This is a genomic window from Pseudomonas sp. RG1 (assembly GCF_025910115.1).
Taxonomy (GTDB): domain Bacteria; phylum Pseudomonadota; class Gammaproteobacteria; order Pseudomonadales; family Pseudomonadaceae; genus Aquipseudomonas; species Aquipseudomonas atacamensis.
The window spans coordinates 330,955-349,225 of the sequence record NZ_JAPCIK010000002.1; the positions used below are offsets into that span (position 1 = coordinate 330,955).

General features: G+C 63.4%; 20 protein-coding genes. All 20 read right to left on the reverse strand.

Annotation, left to right across the window (positions count from 1 at the left end):
- Nucleotides 1–13 precede the first annotated feature (13 nt).
- From OK411_RS03165 to OK411_RS03260, 20 genes are read right to left on the reverse strand one after another with little or no spacing between them, the layout of a single operon-like run.
- On the reverse strand, nt 14–1,240 hold the full coding sequence (locus OK411_RS03165) for a beta-ketoacyl-ACP synthase (RefSeq protein ID WP_264364398.1): 1,227 nt from the start codon (nt 1,238–1,240) through the stop codon (nt 14–16).
- Nucleotides 1,240–1,968, reverse strand: a complete 729-nt coding sequence (fabG, locus tag OK411_RS03170) for a 3-oxoacyl-ACP reductase FabG (protein ID WP_016772040.1) — start codon at nt 1,966–1,968, stop codon at nt 1,240–1,242. Before fabG ends, OK411_RS03165 begins: the two co-directional genes overlap by 1 nt.
- Nucleotides 1,961–2,425, reverse strand: a complete 465-nt coding sequence (locus OK411_RS03175) for a hotdog family protein (protein ID WP_073471610.1) — start codon at nt 2,423–2,425, stop codon at nt 1,961–1,963. The genes fabG and OK411_RS03175 overlap by 8 nt, the downstream gene beginning before the upstream one ends.
- Nucleotides 2,422–3,618 (reverse strand): beta-ketoacyl-[acyl-carrier-protein] synthase family protein, encoded by a 1,197-nt coding sequence (locus OK411_RS03180; protein ID WP_264364399.1) that lies wholly within the window; start codon nt 3,616–3,618, stop codon nt 2,422–2,424. The genes OK411_RS03175 and OK411_RS03180 overlap by 4 nt, the downstream gene beginning before the upstream one ends.
- A complete protein-coding gene (locus OK411_RS03185; RefSeq protein ID WP_264364400.1) occupies nt 3,615–4,226 on the reverse strand; it encodes a hypothetical protein in 612 nt (203 codons plus the stop codon). Before OK411_RS03185 ends, OK411_RS03180 begins: the two co-directional genes overlap by 4 nt.
- Complete coding sequence (locus OK411_RS03190; protein ID WP_264364401.1) at nt 4,226–4,951, reverse strand: class I SAM-dependent methyltransferase; 726 nt, start codon at nt 4,949–4,951, stop codon at nt 4,226–4,228. The genes OK411_RS03185 and OK411_RS03190 overlap by 1 nt, the downstream gene beginning before the upstream one ends.
- A complete protein-coding gene (locus OK411_RS03195; RefSeq protein WP_264364402.1) occupies nt 4,948–6,195 on the reverse strand; it encodes an NAD(P)/FAD-dependent oxidoreductase in 1,248 nt (415 codons plus the stop codon). The genes OK411_RS03190 and OK411_RS03195 overlap by 4 nt, the downstream gene beginning before the upstream one ends.
- Nucleotides 6,182–7,345 carry a sodium:proton antiporter gene (locus OK411_RS03200; RefSeq protein WP_264364403.1) on the reverse strand — a complete coding sequence of 388 codons (1,164 nt, stop codon included), beginning with the start codon at nt 7,343–7,345 and terminating at the stop codon, nt 6,182–6,184. The genes OK411_RS03195 and OK411_RS03200 overlap by 14 nt, the downstream gene beginning before the upstream one ends.
- Entirely contained in the window at nt 7,342–9,672 is a 2,331-nt protein-coding gene (locus OK411_RS03205) for an MMPL family transporter (RefSeq protein WP_264364404.1), read from the reverse strand. The genes OK411_RS03200 and OK411_RS03205 overlap by 4 nt, the downstream gene beginning before the upstream one ends.
- Complete coding sequence (locus OK411_RS03210) at nt 9,656–10,258, reverse strand: outer membrane lipoprotein carrier protein LolA (RefSeq protein WP_016772032.1); 603 nt, start codon at nt 10,256–10,258, stop codon at nt 9,656–9,658. Before OK411_RS03210 ends, OK411_RS03205 begins: the two co-directional genes overlap by 17 nt.
- Nucleotides 10,255–10,680: an acyl-CoA thioesterase gene (locus OK411_RS03215; protein ID WP_016772031.1), complete on the reverse strand. Its 426-nt coding sequence runs from the start codon at nt 10,678–10,680 to the stop codon at nt 10,255–10,257. Before OK411_RS03215 ends, OK411_RS03210 begins: the two co-directional genes overlap by 4 nt.
- Nucleotides 10,673–12,217: an HAL/PAL/TAL family ammonia-lyase gene (locus OK411_RS03220; protein WP_264364405.1), complete on the reverse strand. Its 1,545-nt coding sequence runs from the start codon at nt 12,215–12,217 to the stop codon at nt 10,673–10,675. The genes OK411_RS03215 and OK411_RS03220 overlap by 8 nt, the downstream gene beginning before the upstream one ends.
- Nucleotides 12,198–13,145, reverse strand: coding sequence for a glycosyl transferase (locus tag OK411_RS03225; RefSeq protein ID WP_264364406.1), 948 nt, complete (start codon nt 13,143–13,145; stop codon nt 12,198–12,200). The genes OK411_RS03220 and OK411_RS03225 overlap by 20 nt, the downstream gene beginning before the upstream one ends.
- Nucleotides 13,142–13,876 carry a glycosyltransferase family 2 protein gene (locus tag OK411_RS03230; protein ID WP_076565267.1) on the reverse strand — a complete coding sequence of 245 codons (735 nt, stop codon included), beginning with the start codon at nt 13,874–13,876 and terminating at the stop codon, nt 13,142–13,144. The genes OK411_RS03225 and OK411_RS03230 overlap by 4 nt, the downstream gene beginning before the upstream one ends.
- Nucleotides 13,869–15,548, reverse strand: coding sequence for an acyl-CoA synthetase family protein (locus tag OK411_RS03235; protein WP_264364407.1), 1,680 nt, complete (start codon nt 15,546–15,548; stop codon nt 13,869–13,871). Before OK411_RS03235 ends, OK411_RS03230 begins: the two co-directional genes overlap by 8 nt.
- Nucleotides 15,545–16,090 (reverse strand): hypothetical protein, encoded by a 546-nt coding sequence (locus OK411_RS03240; RefSeq protein ID WP_076565270.1) that lies wholly within the window; start codon nt 16,088–16,090, stop codon nt 15,545–15,547. Before OK411_RS03240 ends, OK411_RS03235 begins: the two co-directional genes overlap by 4 nt.
- A complete protein-coding gene (locus OK411_RS03245; RefSeq protein WP_016772026.1) occupies nt 16,087–16,341 on the reverse strand; it encodes an acyl carrier protein in 255 nt (84 codons plus the stop codon). Before OK411_RS03245 ends, OK411_RS03240 begins: the two co-directional genes overlap by 4 nt.
- 9 nt (nt 16,342–16,350) lie before the next feature.
- Complete coding sequence (locus OK411_RS03250; protein WP_016772025.1) at nt 16,351–16,626, reverse strand: phosphopantetheine-binding protein; 276 nt, start codon at nt 16,624–16,626, stop codon at nt 16,351–16,353.
- Entirely contained in the window at nt 16,604–17,416 is an 813-nt protein-coding gene (locus tag OK411_RS03255) for a lysophospholipid acyltransferase family protein (protein ID WP_110602643.1), read from the reverse strand. Before OK411_RS03255 ends, OK411_RS03250 begins: the two co-directional genes overlap by 23 nt.
- Nucleotides 17,392–18,117 carry a beta-ketoacyl synthase chain length factor gene (locus OK411_RS03260; RefSeq protein ID WP_016772023.1) on the reverse strand — a complete coding sequence of 242 codons (726 nt, stop codon included), beginning with the start codon at nt 18,115–18,117 and terminating at the stop codon, nt 17,392–17,394. Before OK411_RS03260 ends, OK411_RS03255 begins: the two co-directional genes overlap by 25 nt.
- Nucleotides 18,118–18,271 lie beyond the last annotated feature (154 nt).

Consider the following 18,271-nt stretch of genomic DNA (forward strand, 5'->3'; position numbering starts at 1 on the left):
TGAATTGATTCGGTTATGCCCAGCGGCGGAAGATCAACGAGGTGTTGACGCCGCCGAAAGCGAAATTGTTGTTCATCACGTAGTCGTGATGCATCTGACGGAATTCGCCGCGCAGGTAATCGAGCTTGCCGCAGTGCGGGTCGACCTCGTCGAGGTTGAAGGTGTGCACGTAACGGTCGCTGTTGAGCATCTCGATGCTGAACCATGACTCCAGCGCACCGCAGGCACCGAGGGTGTGGCCGAGAAAACTCTTCTGCGAGCTGATCGGCATATGTTCGCCAAACAGGCTGCTGGTGGCCAGCGTTTCGGCGATGTCGCCCTGTTCGGTGGCGGTGCCGTGGCCGTTCACATAGCCGATGGCGTCCGGGGTGAGGCCGGCATCTTCCAGGGCCAGCTCCATGGCGCGGCGCATCGTGAGCTGTTCCGGGCGGGTGGTGTGCTGGCCGTCGGCGTTGCTGCCGAAACCGACGATTTCCGCGTGAATGTGCGCGCCACGGGCGAGGGCGTGTTCCAGCTCCTCAAGCACGAGCATGCCGCCACCTTCGCCGATCACCAGACCGTCGCGGCCCTTGTCGTACGGGCGTGGGCTGGTCTGTGGTGCATCGTTTTTCAGGCTGGTGGCGTAGAGCGCGTCGAACACCATGGCTTCGGTCGGGCAGAGTTCTTCGGCGCCGCCGGCGAGCATCAACGGCAGGCGGCCAAACTTGATTGCTTCGTAGGCGTAGCCGATGCCCTGGCTGCCGCTGGTGCAGGCGCTGGACGTCGGAATCAAGCGGCCGGTGAGGCCGAAGAAAATGCTGATATTGGCGGCGGTGGTGTGCGGCATCATCCGCACATAGGAGTTGGCGTTCAGGCCCTCGGCCACCGAGTTGAGCAACATGTTGCCGAACGCTTTGATTTCGTCGGTGCTGCCGGTAGACGAACCACAAGCGACGCCCATGCGCCCGTCCTTGATCGATTCGTCACCGAGCAGGCCAGCAGCGGCCAGAGCCTTTTCTGCTGCGCCGACCGCCAGTCGCGAAACCCGGCCCATGCTGCGCAACTGCTTGCGGGTCCAGTGCGACGGTACGAGAAAATCATCGATAGGCCCGGCCAGACGCGTGTTCAGCTCAGTGAAGCGATCCCACTCGTCCATGCGGCGAATGCCGCTGCGATTGGCCGCGAAATTGCCGGCAATGGTCGGCCAGTCGCTGCCCAGCGAGGTGATGCCGGCCATGCCGGTGACGACGACGCGCTTCATCAGCACAGGCCTCCGTTGACCGCCAGCACCTGGCGGGTGATGTACGAGGCTTCCGCCGACATCAGGAAATTCACCGCAGCGGCCACTTCCTCAGGGGTGCCCATGCGTTGCGCGGGGATCATTTTCATCAGTTCCTCCACCGGCACGTTTTCGTCGAGCATGGCCGTGTCGATCAGGCCAGGGGCGACGCAGTTAACCGTAATTTTGCGCTTGCCCAGCTCGATCGCCAACGCCTTTGCGGCACCGATTACGCCGGCCTTCGAGGCGCTGTAATTGACTTGGCCACGGTTGCCGATCAGGCCCGATACCGAGGTGATGCAGACGATGCGCCCGGCGGCGCGACGACGGATCATCGGCATCATCACCGGGTGCAGAACGTTGTAGAAACCGTCGAGGTTGGTGCGCAGGACCACGTCCCAATCGTCATCGCTCAGCGCCGGAAACGCGCCGTCGCGGGTCAGCCCGGCGTTGAGCACCACGCCGTAATAGGCACCGTGATTTTCGACATCGGCTTCGAGAATGCTTTTACAGGTTTCACGGTCGGCGACGTCGAATTGCAGGATGCGCGCGCGGCGGCCCAGTGCTTCGATTTCGGCCTGCACCGCTTGGGCTTCGGTCATGCCGCTGCGGCAATGCAGGACGATGTCGTGCCCGGCTTGCGCCAGACGCAAGGCAATGGCGCGGCCGATGCCACGGCTGGAGCCGGTGACCAGTACGGATTCAGTCATCGTGCGACTCCTTTGTCTGTTGCAGATATTGGTTGGCTTGCGGCGGACGGAACACGTTCAGGCGGGCGCTGGCATGAATGCCGTCACCGTGGATGTGACATTCGAATACGCCCATGCCGTTGTCGTCTTCCAGTGAGCGCAGGCCGTGGATGGTCAGCTCGCTGCCGGGCGCAAAGGCTTCGACGTTGCACTCGAATTTGCGCGTGCCGAGGAGAAAGCCGAGCTCCGGCGGATTGCCTTTTTGCCGGGCGTGGCAACCGGCGAAAGCGGCGACGCTCTGCGCCATCAGCTCGACGCCGACCCACGCCGGCAGGCTGCCGTCGGGCAGGTTGAACAGGCCATCGGGCTTGACCGTAAGGCGGGTAAAAATCTGCTCATCGTCAAAGCGCTCGATGGCGTCGATCAGGATCATGTCGCCGGCATGCGGCAGCAGTTCGGCGAGCGGCCAGTGGCTCATGGTGCGTCTCCGATAATCAGGCTGACGTTGTTGCCGCCGAAGGCAAACGAGTTGCTCATCAGGTAGCGCGGTGCAATGGACGTCAGGCGTTCGCTCGCGGTCACCCAGTTGAGCGGCGGCAGCGCGGGATCGGCGTGGCCGTCCCAGATGTGCGGCGGCAACGCCTGTTCAGGGTTTTCGGCACTCAGGCTGAGCCAGCAGAACGCCGCTTCCAACGCGCCGGCGGCGCCGAGGGTGTGACCGGTCAGCGGCTTGGTTGACGAGCAGGCGACGCCTTGGGGAAACAGCGCCGCGACCGCCAGACTTTCCATCGCGTCGTTGTGCTGGGTCGCGGTGCCGTGCAGGTTCAGGTAGTTGATTTGCCCGGCTTGCAGATGCGCGCGGCCAAGGGCTTTCTGCATCGCTTGCAGAGCGCCGCGACCGCTCGGCTCCGGTGCGGAAATATGGTGCGCATCCGAGCTGGCGCCCGCACCCAGCAGGGCGATTCCCGGGCCCTTGCCGCGCTGTTTGCTCATCACGAACAGTACCGCTGCCTCGCCGATATTGATGCCGTTGCGGTTGGCGGAAAACGGATTGCAGCGTTCATCTGAAACGGCTTCCAGCGAAGAGAAACCGTTCAGCGTGAGCTTGCACAGACTGTCGACGCCGCCGCACAGCACCGCATCGCACAGACCCAGATCGAGCAGACGCTGAGCGCTCATCAGCGCGCGGGCGCTGGAAGTGCAAGCGGTAGAAATCACGTAGGCCGGGCCGTTCAGTTGCAGCCATTCGGCGAGGAAATTCGCCGGGGCGCCGAGTTCCTGTTGGCGATAGTCGTACTCGGGAGGAAATTGCTGTTCGCGGATGTAATGCGCCAGACCCCGGCTGGCCTCGTCGATGCCCGAGGTGCTGGTGCCTAGCACCACGCCTATGCGCTCGCGGCCGAAGGTCTGGATCGCACGATCGATGTCGTCTCGAATCTGCAGCGCGGCTTCCAGCAGCAGCTGATTGTTGCGGCTGCTGTGCTCGACCAGGTCCGCAGGGATCGCCGCCAATTCACCGTGTACGCCGGCCACAGGCAGTTCATGCTCGGCGACCCAGCCGGACTCGCGGCGCATCCCCGAACAGTCGCCGGCAAACAGATTGCGCGCGACTTCAGACTTGTCGCGGCCCAAAGCGCAGATCACGCCGAGGGCATTCAGGTAAGCGGTCATGGCGTCGATTCACCTAACTGGGAAACGCGATAGTGCGGGCCTTGAGGCAGATTCAATTGGAAGCTCAATGGTTGTGAATAGCGGATGTTCCAGCGCGCCGGCAGTGAACGCTGATCGGCCTGTTGCCGGGCGTCGGGATAATTGCGCAGCAGTTCGGCGGAAGGCGTCAAAGCGAACAGCAATGCGGCGAACAGCTCCCGCGCTTCCGGGTTCGGCGGCAGCAGACCGTCGGCCTGCCAATGCCCGTCGATCAGTTGCTGGCGGGCCTGTGGAATGCCCAGCGGATCCATCATCGACCAGCGCGTGCCGGCGCCTTCGCGCTGGATCACCAGCAGCCAGTCCTGACGCTGCCCGGCCTGCTCGCGTTCGATGTGCAGTTGCAGCGGCAGGGGCAGTGTTGGTTCGGCCGCTGGCAGCGGTGGCTGGCCGGCGCAGGCACTCAACAGCAAGGCTGACAAAACGATCGCCAGCCATGCAGCAAACCCTGTGGGAGCGAGCCTGCTCGCGAATGCAATCTGACATTCGCCAACTTGGCTGACTGATACACCGCTTTCGCGAGCAGGCTCGCTCCCACAGGGTTTCAGGTGTTCAGATCGATAGCCGTACATCAGACAGATTCCTGCAATGGTTTGCGCGCGACGACATTCACCAGCGTCTCTTCACGCTCGCCGAATGGCTTGGGTTTGCTCAAGCCCAACCGCTCCAGCAAACCAAAATCCTTCGACCGGCTCCACCACAGATACGGGTAGGACACATTGCGCTCGGCAAACTCGAAACCCTGCTCGCGGATCATCTGCAGATACCTGGCGGCGCTCTTCTGTACGTGCATCGGATGGCGGAACAGCCAGCGAATCACCCAGGTATCAATGTAAGCCTCGGTGGACTCGGCGAACAGCAGATAGCCGCCCGGCTTGAGCACGCGATAGAACTCGGCCAAGGCCTTTTCCTGCTCGACCAAGTGGTGGAAGGTCTGGTGACAGAACAGCATGTCGACGCTGGCATCGGCGACGTTGAGCGTGGCGCAATCGCTGCCGATCAACTCGACTGGCATGCCCAGGCGCGTGGCCTCTTCGGCGCTGAGTTGCAGGCTGTGCGGGTCGGCGTCGACGCCGATCAGGCGCTGCGGGGCAAAGGTCTGGCGCAGGTGGCCGAAGGACTTGCCCTGACCGCAACCGGCGTCCAGCAGCACCGGGTGTTCCGGCAGCGCTTCACTGAATAATCCACGCAGATCGTTGATCGCCACGCGCAGCACATGGTGCTGCCAGGTGTGGCTGCGCAGGAACCAGAGACCGAAGCGGGTTTCCTCGACGTAACTGTCGCTCAGGTAATTCATGGGGTGTCCTGCGCGCAGAGTTGGGAAATCATCTTCAGCCGGCGCCGCGCTTCGCTGACGAACGGGTTGCGCTCGTCCCAGGCGTAACCGGCGAGGATCGAGCAGATCATCCGGCGAATCTCCGCCTGGCTGTCCTCGTAGAAAATCACGTCCTGGAAGGTGCCGGCGTACCAGCCTTCGACGTAGCAGCGGAACGTGTCGACGCCGCGTTTCAACGGCTCGGCAAATTCGCTTTGCCAGTCCACCGTTTCACCCAGCAACTGACGGTGCAGCACGCCGGCAGCCATGCTCGCCGAACGCATGGCGATGGTCACGCCGGAGGAGAACACCGGATCGAGGAATTCTGCGGCGTTGCCCAGCAGCGCGAAGCCCGGGCCATGCAGGGTTTTCACATTGGCCGCGTAGCCGCCGAGGGTGCGCGCCGGGGTGTCCCAGACCGCGTTGTTCAGAACCCCGGCGAGGCTTGGCGTCTCGGCGATGAAGCTGCGCAGGCAAGCATCGAGATCGCTGTCGCGTCCCCGGAAATGTTCCTCAGCCGCGACCACGCCCACCGAGCAGCGGCCATTGCTGAACGGGATGGTCCAGAACCATACATCGCGATGCTCGGGATGGGTGGTGACAAGGATCTTTTCGCGGTCGAACGCCGGATTGTCGATGTGATCTTCGACATGGGTGAACACCGCCTGGCGCACCGGGAAATTCGAAGGCGCTTCGAGGTCGAGCAGACGCGACAACACGCGGCCGTAGCCGCTGGCGTCCAGGACGAAATCGGCTTCGACACGGTACTCGCTGCCGTCTTCGCGACGCACATCAAGGAGTGGTTTCGCCTGATCGAAATCGACGCTGACGATCGCATCGCCATAACGGATTTCCGCACCTTGCAATGCTGCTTGATCGGCCAGCAACTTGTCGAAATCGGCGCGCTGCACCTGGAACGTGGTCGGCTTGCCGGCGGTGAAGGTGTCGCCAAAATCGAAGGCGCTGTAGCGCTCGCCCCAGGCAAACGCCGCGCCGGTCTTGCGCTGGAACCCGGCGGCGTTGACGGCGTCGAGCATGCCGGCTTCTTCGACGAAATCCAGGCAATGGCTGAGCAGGCTTTCGCCGATGGAGAAGCGCGGGAAGTGCTGGCGCTCGAGCACCAGCACATCGTGGCCCTTGCGCTTGAGCAGGGCAGCGGCGATAGCGCCGGACGGGCCGGCACCGATGATCACGACCTGACGGGATTCCATTTCAACGATTGGCACGTGAGCTCCGGGGCAAGGGACTGTTCAGATTCAGGGGCGCGCGATGCAGGCCGATCAGGGCCGGCAGCAGCGTCGCGATCAGGCCCATCAGCATCAGCGCGAAATACAGCGCCGGGGTGATGAGCTGTTGTTGCAATAGCAGATTGAGAAAGACGATTTCGCTCAGGCCGCGAATGTTCAGCAGCACGCTTTCGCGCCAGCGGCTGGCGCCAGCGAACGAGGCGCCCGCCCAACCGAGGCCGAGCCAGTTGCCCAGCAGTTTACTGGCAATCGGCAACAGCAGCAGCGCCGCCCACTGCCCGGCGCCAAGGCTGGCGAGGGCGCTGTGCACGTCGATCTGGACGATACCGAACGTGAGGATCAGCGGGATCGCGATCCACGTCTGCAAGCGGCTCATCCAGCGTGCCGGCAACGGCAGCACCAACGGCACTTTCAGCAGCGCCATGCACAGCAGATAGCCGATGCCGAAAATCAGCGCGTTGAGTTTGTAATGCTCGGCCATGACCAGCAGGGCGAAGAAGCCGAGGCTGTAGGTCAGAGGGCGACGCACGCGCAGCAGGTGCAAAAGCAGTGGCACGCCGGCCATGGCCACAGGCAGCAACAGGCTGCTCAAGTGCAGACTGCCCTGGGCGAGGCCGAACAGCGTCCAGCAAGTCAGATCGATAAGGATCGCGGTTTGCACCAGACGCCGTGTGGCAGCGGGCGGGTAATCGATGTGACGCAGATACAGGTACAACACCGGGATCGCCGTTATGGCGAAGACCAGTCCGATGGCCATTGCGTTGAGCCACGGCTGCGCCGGCAGCAACCAATACGCGACCGCCAGCCCGCAAGCGAACGGCACAGCGAAACTCGGCACAGCGATTTTTACGCTCTGGCGATCCAGACGCAGATCGATGACATCGCTGAGGATATGCCCGAGCAGCAGGGCGAAGCTCAGGCTGTAGAGGTTTTTCAGCCAGTCCGGGGCGATCAGTTGTGCGCCGCTGAGCTGCCAGCCCGGTTCGATCCAGAAGTACATCAGCAGCGGCAAGCCGAAGCTCGCCAGCAGCAACTGACTGACGATCGATATCAGACCGAAATGGCGGCCGACCCGGGTCGCCAGGGCAAACAGCGCCATGGCCAGCAACCAGAAGCCTAAGACCATCATGCCGCTGGCTCCGCAACCGGTTCATGGCGCCCGGCCCACGGTGCGAGCATGAAGCTGAACGCCAGACCGAGGCTTACCGACAGGCCGAAATTGCTCACCGCCGGCGTACTGGAGACCGCCAGCAGGCCGAACGATAGCCACGTGGTGACGGCGGCGAGCAAGGTGCCGAGCAGACTTACCGCTGCGCCGCCCACCTGTTCGCGCATGAGGATTGCGTAATCGACGCTGATCGCCGTCACCAGCAACAGGCCGAACAAGCTGAACAGGGTCAGTGGCTGACCGAGCCAGCCAAGGCTGGCCAGACTGCACAGCGCCGCCAGCAGTGGCAGGGCGACGATGCGCAGTGCGCCGGTCAGGCCGAACGGCAGCATCAGCACCAGCACGATCAACACGCAGGAGACCAGCTTCAGTTCGGCGGCGCTGATCTGCGTGGCGGCAAACACCTTGTTCAGGTCACCGAGGCGATCGACCAGCACCACCCCCGGCAAATCGAGTGCCTGCACGCGCAGCAACGACGGATTGTTCAAGCCCTGCAAACTGGTCATCGCTGCGACGCCGTCTTCAGTCGGTCCAAGCCACAGTGTCCGATACGGCTCACCGAGCGGGCCGGCCAGCGCGGCGTCGATGTCTTCGGCGGGCAGGGTCTGCAATTGCTGCAATTCATTCTGCAACGCAGCCACCGGCACGCCGAGATCGAGCAGCGGTTGCCAGAACGACGGCAGCTTGTTCAGTGATTCGCGCACTTGCTGTTGCTGGCTCGGCGCGCTGACCAGTTGATCGAGAGCCAGATAGCCTTGCAGTTTGTCGAGGTTGACCAGTTGCTGCAGGCGCTCGCTCAGCGCTGCCTGGCGTTCGAGCAATTGCTCCTGATTGGCCGCACGGATCAGGAAGAACTGGCTGGTCGGTTGATACCCGGTGATGCGCGCGATGGTCTGCGCTTCGTCGGTCAGATGCTGCGGCGCGCCGACCCATAGGCGGATATCGTTTTTGCTCTGCAACTGCATCAGGCCGCCGACGCAGAAGGCGATCAGCAGGGCCAGCAGCGCGGGCGTGCGAATGCAACCGAGCAGCGCCTCACGCAGATGAATCAGGCGTTCGGCCAGGCGCAGCGGCCATTGCGCCGGGCGCAGTTGGACATTTTTCAGCAGCGCCGGCAGCAGGCAGACCGCCGACAGATAGGCACCGAGCAAGCCGGCAGCGGAGAACACGGCGATCTGCGTCAATGCCGGGAACGGCGTCCACGCCAGCGCCAGATAGCCGATGACGCTGGTGATCAGGCTCAGGGTCAGCCCCGGCAACGTCAGGCGCAGGGCCGGCCAGCTGTGCCAGGGCTTGAGGCTCCAGCTCTTGGATAGATAGTGCAGTGGGTAATCGACGGCAACGCCGATCAGACTTGAGCCGAGCACCAGCGTCATCACATGCATGTGACCGAACAGCGCCACGCAGGCCACCGCGCCGAACAGCATGCCGACCAGCACCGGGACAAATGCCAGCAGCACGCCCCAGCGGCGAAACGCCAACAGCAGCAACAGCAGAATGCCAACCGTCGCACCACCGCCGACCCAGGTCATCTCGCGAGTAGCCTGTTGCTGGCCGTTGGCGGCATAGAGCAGGCCACTGGCGGCGAGCAACTGCACGCCGCTTTGCGCCGCTTGCTCGCGGCTGTGCTGGAGCAGCTCTGCCACCTGCAACGGCAGGTTCATGTCGAAGGCGTTGCCGGTGGTGCGCGCACGCAGCATCACCCAGCTCTTGCCGTCGGCCTCGGCGACCAGTGCGCCGCTGCCAATGTCCAGTTGCACTGCGCCATGTTTCGGCTGGCTGTTCTGGATGCGCCCGGTCAGGCCGAGCCAGTCGTCCTGGCTCGGCACCAGGGTGAAGCCGTTGAACGGATCGAACAGCGCCTGCACCCGCTGCTGGATGAACGCGTCGGGGTGCTCGCTGAGTAGCTGCCGATCATCCGCCGAGAGCATCGCAAGGCGTCCTTGCAGCAATTGCTTGCGCAGCGCCGGCAAGTCGGCTTGCAGGTTCCATTGCACGGTTTCGAACAGACCGCTGGCCTGCCATTGTTCGCCCAGTTGCTGAGCCATGTTCAGTGCTTGCTGGCGATCGGCGTGACCGACCAGCACCAGCATTTCGCGATTGAGCGGTTCTTGCATGCGCTGTTCGGCGCGCACTTCCAGCGCGTCTGGACTGGTCCCGGGTACCAGCTCCATGAGATTGGCCGACAGCGGCGCACCGTCGCGCCACTGCCAGGCAGCCAGCGCGACGACGGCCAGCAGCAGGCTCAGAAACAGCCAGGGCAGCCTGCGTTCACTCGGCAAAGTCATGTTGCTCCGCTTCGCTCAGGGGTTGCTCGGCCGTGCTGTCCTGCATGCGCAGCAGGGTGCTGTCGCCCTGGGTTTCCAGCAGCTCGATGGTTTGCACAAGGGCGCCGCCATCGATATTGATCTGCTTGAACACTTGCTTGAGCAGCATCGAACGCGGCGTCAGGGTCAGTTGCCACTGCTGCGCCGTGCCGCTCAGGGCCAGTTCGAAATCCCGCTGCAAACCGCTGCTGTCACCTTGCAGCACGGCGAGGAACAAACGGTTCTGCTCGGCGCCGGCGCTCTTGTTCGGCAGCAGTTGCCAGCCGTTGGTGTCACGGCGGGCGATGCCATTGGCGGTGATGCGGTAATCCTGTTGCAGCGGAGTTTTCAACAGCCACAGCAGGCCATGATTTTTCGCGAGGACGAAGCTGCCCTTGCTGATCAGCGGCTGCGGCAGGGCGCGCAGGTGTTTTTCCTGAATGAACTGGCCGTGGATAACATCCGGTTTCGCCAGTTGTTCACTCAGTTGTTGCAGGTCGAAGGCATTGGCCCATGACGACACGGCCAGCAGCGTCAACGCGCCGAGGCTTCTGAAAAACACATTCATCGCAGCATCCTTTCTACGGCATCGGTGAAGACTTTGGGTGAAGCCAGTTGCATCTCGCGGCTGCTCACTTCGACAGCGACCTGCACGGAGCTTGCGCGGGTCAGGCGTTCGCCGGTCTGCAGGTCGGTTATCAGGTAATTGATCTTCAGACGGTTTTCCCACTCGACCAGACTGGCGCGCACGTTAAGCCGCTGGCCGAACACCGCGCTGCGCACGTAGCGCAGTTGCAGGTCGATGATCGGCCAGGCGTAACCCGACTCGACCATGTGCGTGTAGTTATGGCCGATCTTGTCCAGCAGCGCACAGCGCGCGACTTCGAGGTATTTGACGTAATGGCCGTGCCAGACCACGTGCATGGTGTCGACGTCGAAAAACGGCACCAGAATCTCGGTATCGGCATGAAGCACTCCGGCACTACGCATGCAGCCTCCAGTGTTGCGCGGCGATGCGTTGCAGGCACAGGCGCAGTTCGCCTTCCAGCGCACGGTCTTCGATGACCGGCGGGAAGTCCTTGCCCAGCTCTTCGTGCATCGCTGCCAGTGCTGGCGGCAGCGGGCGCGCACCGGTGGCTTGAGCGCGCAGCCACACGCCCTGGTTGGCGGCGAGCAGCGTGGCGGCGGCGACCTGTTCGGTCAGCTCCAGCACGCGAATCGCATCACGGGCGGCGATGGTGCCCATGCTCACCTTGTCCTGGTTGTGGCACTCGGTGGAGCGCGAGAACACGCTGGCCGGCATGGTGTTTTTCAGCGCTTCGGCGGTCCAGGCGCTGGTGCCGATCTGCACCGCTTTGAAGCCGTGATTGATCATCGCCCGATCGGCGGGTGCGCCGGAGAGGTTGCTCGGCAAGCCGTGGTTGTAACGCTCGTCGACCAGCAACGCCAGTTGCCGATCGAGCAGATCGGCGACGTTGGCCACGAGGTTTTTCAGGCTGTCCATGGCGAACGCAATGTGCCCGCCGTAGAAGTGCCCGCCATGCAGAACGCGCTCGGCTTCGGCGTCGATGATCGGGTTGTCGTTGGCGCTGTTCAGCTCGGTCTCGATGAAGCCGCGCAGCCAGTTCAGGCTGTCGGCCAATACGCCGAGCACATGCGGCGCGCAACGCAGCGAGTAGCGATCCTGCAGACGATGCAATGGCGCGGTTGGCGCGTCGATCGCCAGATCCTTGCGCAACCACGCGGCGACCTGCATCTGCCCCGGGTGCGGTTTGGCGGCGAACAGGCGTTCGTCGAAGTGCTCTGGGTTGCCTTGCAGCGCGACGACATTGAGCGCGGTGATGCGCGTGGCCAGTTGCAGCAGGTAATCGGCGCGGGCGAAGGCGAGGCAGGCGAGGCCGGTCATCACCGCCGTGCCGTTCATCAGCGCCAGCGCCTCTTTCGGGCGCAGCACCAGCGGCGTCCAGCCGAGCTCGCGATGCACGTCGGCAGCCTGACGACGTTCGCCACGGAACAGCACTTCGCGCTCGCCGGACAGGGTTGCGGCGACATAGGACAGCGGCGTCAGATCGCCACTGGCACCCACCGAACCCTCTTCGGGAATCAACGGCAGGATGTCGTATTCGAGAAACGCGTGCAGACGCTCGAGCAGTTCGACGCGCACCCCGGAAACGCCGTGGCACAACGACTGCAAACGCGCCGCCAGCACCGCGCGGGTTGCCTGCGCGTCGAGCAGTTTGCCCAGGCCGCAGCCGTGAAAAGTGTAGAGATGACGCGGCAGCGCCTCGACGTGATGCAGCGGCACCGCGACCACGCAGGAATCGCCGTAACCGGTGGTGACGCCGTAGATCACACCTTCCTTGTCCAGCAGCGAATCGAGAAACCGCGCGCCCTTGGCGATGCGCTCGCGATAGTCGGCGTCAGCCTGCAACTGCACGGGCGCCTGACGGTTGGCCAGGGCCAGCACGTCTTCGATGCGCAAAGGGCGTTCGCCGAAGGTTACCGGCTCATGGGTTGGCGTCGTCATCGGTCTTCCAGAAAGGGTAAAAGTTGAACCATTGCTGCGGGGCTTCGAGGCAATAGTGACTCAGGCGCTGCGCGTAGCGAGTGGCCCACTGATGAATGACCTGCTCGCGATCGCGGCGTGACCACACCACCGCGTCGGCGAACGGTTCGAGGGTCAGGCGATAGTGGCCGTCGGGTTGCTTGAGGCACATCAGCAGGTTGACCGGGCACTTGAGCAGGCCGGCCAGCAACCACGGGCCTTGCGGAAATGGCGCCGGATGGCCGAGAAAGTCCACTGTCACGCTGCGCCCGCCGTGCAGCGGCACGCGGTCACCGGCAATCGCCAACCACTCGCCGCGTTCCAGCCGTTCGTGCAGTTGCAGCATGATCACCGGGTCGAGTTCGCTGACCTGGATCAGGCGCAGATTGGTCGCCCCGGCCTCGCCAAGCAAGCGGTTGAATTGTTCGGCGTGCTTGGTGTGCACCAACACATTCATGGTGACCTTTTCGCCGATCTCCGCCAGCGCCCGGCACACTTCGAGATTGCCCAGATGCGCGCCGACCAGCAGTTGCCCGCGACTGCCGCGCAACTGCTTGCGCAGCAGCGCCGGGTCGATGATTTCGATCTGCTCGATGCTCAACTTGCCGTTCCACACATCGAGCTTGTCGAGCAGCGAATCGGCAAAGGTCATGAACTGGCCAAACACCCGCCAGTGGCTCGGGCGCAAGTCGTCGCGCCGGCTCCATTCGGCCAGCCGCTGCTGGTACTGCCAGGCACTGCGCCGGGCGACGCGGCCGAAGAGGAAAAAGTACAGCACGATGCCATAGAGCAACGGACTGAGCAGGCGGCGGCCGAGGACTTTGGCGGCGAACGCGGTGAATTTCATCAGCAGGAAACTGCCGCGCTCTTCGCGGTCGGCCCAGTGCTTCTTGTCGACTTCTTCGCTCATGGTTTCCACCGCCGCCAGAGGATCACCGGCCAACGCAGCAACATGCCGAAGAACAGCCGCGTGTGCATGCTGGAAATCAGCGCGTTGTCGTGGAACAGGCGAAAGTGCGATACACCGTCCAGCGGGTAATGCACGCTGGTCTGCAGCCAGCGCATCGGCTGATTGCGCCAGGCCAGACGCACGAGGATGTCCGAATCGAAATCCATGCGTTTGCCGACTTTCGCCGAGTCGATCACCGCCAGAGTCGGCGCCAGCGGATAAACACGGAAGCCGCACATCGAATCGCGAATCTGCAACGACAGGGTGTTGATCCACACCATCACGTGGGTCAGGTAGCGCGCGTACAAACGCCCTTTCGGCACGCTCTCGTCGAACAGCGGATAGCCGCAGATCATCGCCTCGGGATGGGCGCGGGATTCGCCGACGAAGCGCGCGACGTCGTGCAAATCGTGCTGGCCGTCGGCATCGACCTGCAAAGCATGGCTGTAACCCAGACGCGAGGCTTCACGCAGACCGGTCATCACCGCGCCGCCCTTGCCCTGATTGGCTGTGAGACGCACCAGGAAAACCCTGTCGCGCTCGGCCAGGGCGTCGAGCACCCGTGCGCAGGACGGCTCGCTGGCATCGTCCACCAGAATGCACGGCAGACCTTGTGCGAGCAGGGCATCGACCACGGTGGTGATTGCGGTTTCGTGGTTGTACACCGGGATTACGGCGCAGGGGTTATGCATGGGCAGGCCCCAGGAGAATGCGCCCGCTGGAACACGTCGCCGTGTCATTGCGATAAGCAAAATACAACTTGCCGCGCTCGGCATCGAAACGCAGATGCAGCTGGATTTCATCACCCGGGCGCACCAGTTGCTGGAATTTCAGCACTTCCATTCCGGCAAACGCGCCGTCCAGCTTCAACAACTGCCGCCCCAGATTCAGCGCCCACTCCACCTGCACCACACCGGGCAACACCGGTGCCTTGGGAAAGTGTCCGCTGAAGTAGGCCAGATCCGGCGGCACGCTGAGTTGCAGGCTCCATTCGCCGTCGCTTGCGCTCTGCTCCAGCACTTCGGGGGCTTTCGGCCGTGCGGCCAGCAGCAGCGCTTCGACGTCGGCTTGCGCCAGTTTGCCCTGGCTGTTCAACGGCATTTGCCGCAGCAGGCGCCAGCGCCGGGGCAGGGCGAGGGCTTCGCAATGTTGGCTCAGATGTTTGCGCAGGGTTTCGGTCAGGCCACGGCGGCCATGCTCGCGCAGGGCGAACAGGCCCGATTCGCTGAGCACCAGCAGCGCACCGAGCGAGGCGCGGTTTTCCTGAACCACACCGAGGCGCGCCTCGGCGACCCAGTCATGGGCTGCCAAGGCCTGCTCGAGCATCGGCAGCGAGATGCGTTTTTCTTCCAGTTTGACGATGCGGTCCAGTCGCCCCAGCAGTTCAAAACGACCATCGGCGGCGATGCGCGCGGCGTCAGCGCTGTGTTCGACATGGCCGGCAGGCAGATAAGGCGAAGAAATAAGCAGGGCGCCGTCGCTGTCCTGGCTCAGTTCGACGCCAGCAAACGGTTGCCACAACGACTCGCCCTGACGCCAGGCGATACCGCCGGTTTCCGAGCTGCCGAGGATTTCCGTCGGCCATTGCTGTAAGCGCTGGTGCAGGCTTTGCGCCGCTTCCGGCGGCAACGCGCCCCCGGAGGAAAACACCCGGCGCACCGCGCTCATGGCCGGCCAGTCGAGGTTGTCGCCCATGCGCTTGAGCAGCGCCGGGCTCGCAACCCAGGCGAAGGCCGGGTATTCGCGGCTGGCGCGCTGCAAGTCTTCGGAGAACGCCAGTTGCCGGCGCACCAACGGGCGCCCGGCGCACAAGGGCCACAACACGCGAAACAGCAGGCCATAGATGTGTTGCGTGGCGACACTGCCGATGATGCAGGCTTCACCGAGGTCTGCGCCCCATAACAGCTCCAGCGCTTCGACCTCGTTGGCCAATTGGCGCAGGGTCTTGTCGATGCGCTTGGGTTCGCCGCTGGAGCCGGAAGTGCACAGGCTCAGGCGGCATTGATCGAGATCCAGTTCTGCACCGGGCAGGCCGGGCTCAGTGAAGTCGTGCAACTGGGCGTCGCCGGGTTGATCGGTCAGCCATAGATCGACTTCCTGCGACCAGCGCTGACGCGTCTGCGCTTGCAGATCCGCCGGCAGCAACACGCTGACGCCGGCACGCCAGGCACCGAGCAGGGCGATGGCAAGGTCGGCGGCATCTTCCAGATGCACGGCCAGCCTTTTCACGCCTCGGCTTTGCAGACCCGCGGCGACGCTCAGGGCCTGCGCTCGCAGTTGCGTGTGATCGAGTGCCGGCGCCTGGCAGATCGCCCGTGCCGGCAGTGCCTTGAGCAACAGCTGCTCAAGTTTTATCCAATTCATGTACGGCCTCTTACCCGTTGTCGTATCAGCCATTCAATGGCAAACATCAGGCCGATCAATCCATAGGAGATCAGGCCGGTGTACAACATCCACCAATCCAGCGGCGCCCACAGGGTGAGGAGGGCGGCGCACAAACCGTTGCAGAAGAAAAACACGCTCCAGGCCAGCGTGACCTTGCGCGTATAGCGAATGGCAACCTGCGGCAGTTCCGGCTCGCGCAAGCGCGCCAGACGCTCGACCATTGGCGGGCCGTATTTCAGGCTGGCGCCGAACAGCACCAGCATGAATGCGCTGATCAGCACCGGGTACCAGCGCAGCAGCTGCGGGCTGTCGAACACCGCCAGCAGCAGGCAGAACACCATCGCCACGCACGCCATCCACAGGCTGCCGGGCTTGCGTTCGCCGGTCAGGGCGCGCGCCAGCCACAGGCTGCCCAGCAGCAGTGCAAATTGCCACGGGGCGAAATGCTCCATGCCGAAATACACCGCAAAGGGGTACAGCAGACCGGCCAGCAGCAGGCCCAGGCCGATCAGTCGGCTCATGCGGCCGGTTGAACCAGACGGAACACCGCCTCGACCACGTCTCCGACGGTGCGCACCGATTTGAATTCTTCGGCGGCGATTTTCTTGCCGGTCTGGCGTTTGATGTGATCGATCAGGTCAACCGCATCGATGCTGTCGATTTCAAGATCCTGATACAGATTGGCGTCCATGCTTACGCGGGCCGGATCCAGCTCGAACAGCTCGACCAGGGCATCGCGCAGGGTGTTGAAAATATCGTCACGAGTTTGCATGGTCCGGTCTCAAGCTGCCTGTTTTGCCGTGACGAATGCCGCAAGGCTGGCCACGTTGGTGAAATGGTTGCGGGTGTCTTTGGCATCGGCGTCGATCTTGATGCCGTATTTTTTCTGGATCGCCAGGCCCAGTTCCAGCGCGTCCACGGAGTCCAGGCCGAGGCCTTCGCCGAACAATGTCTGCTCGTCGCCGATGTCCTCGGGGCTGATGTCTTCGAGACCCAAGGCGTCGATGATCAGCAGTTTGATGTCACGCACCAGGCTAGCGGTGTTCTGATCGCTCATCTGCGGCGAGCTCCTTAATGAAATAGTCATGCAAATAATCGTTGAGCTTGCGCGAGGCCTGCGGTGCGGGGCCTTGCGCGGCGAAGGTCTGTGGGTCTATATCGGCCCCCACGCGAAAACTGAAGTGCACGCGGCGATGGGGGATGCGATACCACGGCTCGGCTTTGGTCAGGGTGGTCGGGCTGACCTTGATGATCACCGGGGTAACGATTTTCGCACCGCGCAGGGCAATTGCCGCCGCCCCCCGATGAAAGGCCGGCGCCTGCCCCGGCTGGGTGCGCGTACCTTCGGGGAAAATTATCAGGGTCTGGCCGTCCTGCAATGACTGCGCGGCGGCGTCGAGCATGTCCATGCTGCCGTCGTTGCTGATGTACTCGGTGCGGCGCAGCGGGCCACGGGTGAACGGGTTTTCCCAGAGGGTTTTTTTCACCACGCAATTGGCGTGGCGCACCAGACCGATGAGAAACACCACATCGATCAGCGACGGGTGGTTGGCGATGATCATCTGCCCCGGCCGGCCGAGGCGTTCGGCACCCTCGATGTTGTAAGTGAGCACGCCGGTGCGGGCCATGAAACGCACGAAAAACCAGAACAAGCGACTGACCGTACGCCGCGCGCGCAGGCGATGGACCAGCGCGTCACCGGGCAGGCAGCCGAGCAGCGGAAATACCAGCAGGCGCAGACACAGCCCGCCGAGCCCGAACAAGGCGAAGCTCGCAGCAGTGGCCAGCAGGCGCCAGTAGTAGGCGTCGCGGTGTTTGGCGGTCACGGGTTGCGATGCCAGGTCCATACACGATTTTTCCACGCATGTTGGCAGTCAGGTTGCTGGCCGAGCAGGGTTCGCAGCAGGTTGAGCGCGTGCGGCCAGTGCGCCTTGGACCGGGTTTCGGTGCTGCTGTTCAGGGTCAGCCGCCAGTCGGTACCGGGCGTGAGCAATAAACCCAGCGCGTAAGGGAACGGCACGTCATCGACCCACTGCGAGTACGCCTCGGGCGGTTGCTCTTCGGTGATCACCAGCAGCACGGCCGGGGCGCCTTCATCAAGCAGTGCCGCTGCTTCGAGCATGCCGTGTTCAAGGCCGTCGCCAGCAGCGGCGAGGGCGGTCATTTCGCTGGTTTCACCGCGCATGATCGACCACAAACCGATGATCGCGTTATGTACTGAAAGGCTGAATTGGGTCGGCGACAACGGCTGTTCGGTGGCCAGATCGCGGAGGATTTCAAACGTGCGTGGGGTTTCGCCGTGCCGCGAGACGAACACCAGTGGCAGATGGTCCCGGCCTTCGGCCAGCGGCCAGCCAACGCTGAAGGCCATCCGCGCCAGGCGGCTGAGGCGACGGCGTTGCATGGCCGGCAGAAACGACACATCGGGCGCGGCATCACTGCTCTGCAGCACGACCGGTTGTCGGCTCCAGGCCTGCCAGGCGTCCACGCTGTCGAGCCCCGGGGCCCACGCGCGCCATTGGGCGATGTTGAAGTTGATCACGGACATTCATCCCGCCCCTGCGGGCTTTCGTTGACGCGTTGAGTCGCCAGCGCCGCAGCAGGCTTGGCTTGGCGCAGGGCGCCGGGTGGCGCGCATTATCCCGGTGCGACGGGTGTGTAGCAAATGTTGGTTACATTTTGCCCAACAAAATGTACCGAGC